This window comes from Micromonospora sp. NPDC047753, assembly GCF_040642735.1.
Classification (GTDB): domain Bacteria; phylum Actinomycetota; class Actinomycetes; order Mycobacteriales; family Micromonosporaceae; genus Micromonospora.
Genome location: NZ_JBEYSL010000731.1, coordinates 1 through 2,475, shown reverse-complemented (window position 1 = coordinate 2,475; position 2,475 = coordinate 1). Strand labels below are relative to the sequence as shown.

Below are 2,475 nucleotides of genomic sequence, written 5' to 3'. Positions count from 1 at the left end.
GGACCATCGTGATCGCGCATGTGATGTTCTGCGTGTCGTTCGTGGTGGTCACCGTGAAGGCGCGGCTCGCCGGGATGGCCCGGCGGCCAGACTCACCGTGCGGCCACGGAAGTTGGTGCGTTCCAACGCGGGCCCGGCCGGCGAGGTGCGCGCCTCACGCAGCGCGTAGCGGGCCGCCGCGGCGCCCGCGCCGGCGATCAACAGCCGACCCAGGGCGCTCACGCCGTCACCTCGCCGGCTCGATCACGCGTCACCTGGTCGGATCCGGACACGGGGGTACGTCGTTCGCTCACTGGGGCAGTCTAGGCAGCAGCGACGCGGCGTTGTCGCCGACGCCGTACTGCCCGGCCTTCTTCTCGGTGAGTTGCTGCACCAGGGCGAGGCTGGTGACCACCTGGCCCTGCACGGTGTTGGCGTTGTCGACCGTGGAGATGGTCTGGGCGAGCACCGGGTCGCCGCGCACCACGCCGACCAGGTTGCCGCCGACCGAACCGTTGCCGGCCACCACGATCGAACCGGTGCGGTCGAACTGCTCCGCGACCTTGACGACCGACTCGTCCCGCTTGTCGGAGTCCTTGTCGACGTACGGCTGGCCGCTGACCACGACGACGGCCTCCGCCGAGGCGGTCACCTTGTTGCTGTCGGTCGTCAGATAACCGGCGTTGTTGTAAGCGGCGAGCACGGCCCGGCGGTCGGCGTCGCTGACCGGCGCGACGCCCTGGGGCCGGTCCAGCAGGACGCTGGCGAGCAACGCGCTCGAGGTCTCCACGCCGTGCCCGTTGCCCGGCAGGCCGGTGGTCTGCGCGGTCGGGCGGGCGGCGGTGACGGCCAACTCCAGCAGGTTGGAGTTGTTGTCCGGGTTGATGAACTTGTCCTGCAGGTCGACCTGGCCGGTGATGGTCGCCCCGCCGAGCTGGAGCTTCTTGAGCACGCCCTCGGTGTGGTCGCGCCCGTTGGGCAGGCTGAGCACCACCACCCGACGCCCGGTGAGGGTGCCGGGCAGGAGAATCTGAGCGGTCTCCTCGGCGAACTCCTCTTCCAACGCGAGTTGCTTCTCCATGTTGCTGACCGTCTGACGCCAGTGTTGGTTGTCCTTGCGCAGCCCGGTGACCTGCCCCTCGAGCGAGTCGGCGACCGGGCCGTTGAGGGCGGCTGTGCCGACCACCAGCCCGATCGCCAGAGCCAGGAAGACCGCGGTGAGGGACACCACGTGGTAGCGGAAGTTGATCACGCTTGCAGCCTCTTGATCGGTCGGGAACTAGAAGAGCCGGTACAGCTGGAACACGAAATTGTCCCACCACTCGGCGACCACGCCCAGGTACGCCTTCCCGACTGTCGACACGGCCACCGCGGACGCCATCGCCGCGATCGCCGACAGCACCAGCAGCAGCAGCGACGAGCCGGAGATGCTCTGCCGGTAGAGCCGGCTCACGCCCTTGGCGTCGACCAGCTTGCCGCCGACCTTCAGCCGGGTCAGGAACGTCGAGGCCATCCCGCCGCGACCCTTGTCGAGGAACTCGACGAGAGTGGCGTGGGTGCCGACCGCCACCAACAGCGAGGCGCCCTTCTCGTCGGCCAGCAGCATGGCCAGGTCCTCGCTGGTCGCCGCAGCCGGGAACGTGATGGCCGGCACACCGAGGCCGTTGACCCGGGGCAGGCCCGGCGCGCGCCCGTCCGGGTACGCGTGCACGATCACCTCGGCGCCGCAGCGCAGCACGTCGTCGGTGACCGAATCCATGTCCCCGATGATCATGTCGGGGGTGTAGCCGGCCTCGACCAGCGCGTCCGCGCCGCCGTCGACGCCGATGAGCACCGGCTTGAACTCCCGGATGTACGGGCGCAGCACGTCCAGGTCGGCCTTGTAGTCGTAGCCGCGCACCACGATCAGGCAGTGCCGACCCTGCATCTGGGTCTCGATGTCCGGCACACCGACACCGTCGAGCAGCAGGTCGCGTTCCTGACGCAGGTAGTCCATCGTGTTGGCGGCGAACGCCTCCAACTGCACCGACAGACCCTCCCGGGCGTCCGCCATCGCCTTGCCGACCGACTCGGCGTCCTGAAGGCTGCCGTGGGCCACCGGCTCCTCACCGGCGAAGACCGTGTTGCCCTCGATGCGCACCTGGTCGCCCTCGCGGATGCGCTCGAAGACGCCCTCCCCCAGGTCGTCCAGGAGCGGAATGCCGGCGGCGATCAGCACCTCCGGGCCCAGGTTCGGGTAACGGCCGGAGACCGACGGCTTGGCGTTGAGCACCGCCGCGACCCCGACGGCGACGAGCGAGTCGGCCGCCACCCGGTCCAGGTCGACGTGGTCGATGACCGCGATGTCACCGGGGCGCAGCCGACCGACCAGGCGTTTCGTCCGGCGATCAAGGCGCGCGGTGCCGAGGACTCTGCCCGGTTCGGCGTTCCGGTTCCGGCGCAACGTGGGTAGACGCATCGTGACCATCCTGGCATGTGAGGCAGGCTTTTCTGTCG

3 protein-coding genes are annotated in these 2,475 nt (G+C 69.6%); all 3 read right to left on the bottom strand.

Annotation, left to right across the window (positions count from 1 at the left end; genetic code table 11):
* Nucleotides 1–48: 48 nt before the first annotated feature.
* The 3 genes from ABZ749_RS33850 to steA all read right to left on the bottom strand — a co-directional run bounded on the left by ABZ749_RS33850 (nt 49) and on the right by steA (nt 2,437).
* Entirely contained in the window at nt 49–222 is a 174-nt protein-coding gene (locus ABZ749_RS33850; RefSeq protein WP_357235158.1) for a hypothetical protein, read from the bottom strand.
* Between the two features lie 67 nt (nt 223–289).
* The gene (locus tag ABZ749_RS33845; protein WP_357208588.1) at nt 290–1,231 is read right to left on the bottom strand and encodes a copper transporter; all 942 of its coding nucleotides are present in this window, start codon (nt 1,229–1,231) and stop codon (nt 290–292) included.
* A 27-nt stretch (nt 1,232–1,258) separates the two neighbouring features.
* On the bottom strand, nt 1,259–2,437 hold the full coding sequence (gene steA / locus ABZ749_RS33840) for a putative cytokinetic ring protein SteA (RefSeq protein WP_357235155.1): 1,179 nt from the start codon (nt 2,435–2,437) through the stop codon (nt 1,259–1,261).
* Between the last annotated feature and the right edge of the window lie 38 nt (nt 2,438–2,475).

Bases quoted from the DNA above. Each gene is read 5' to 3' on its own strand.
- steA (WP_357235155.1), bottom strand. From the start codon at position 2,437: ATGCGTCTACCCACGTTGCGCCGGAACCGGAACGCCGAACCGGGCAGA.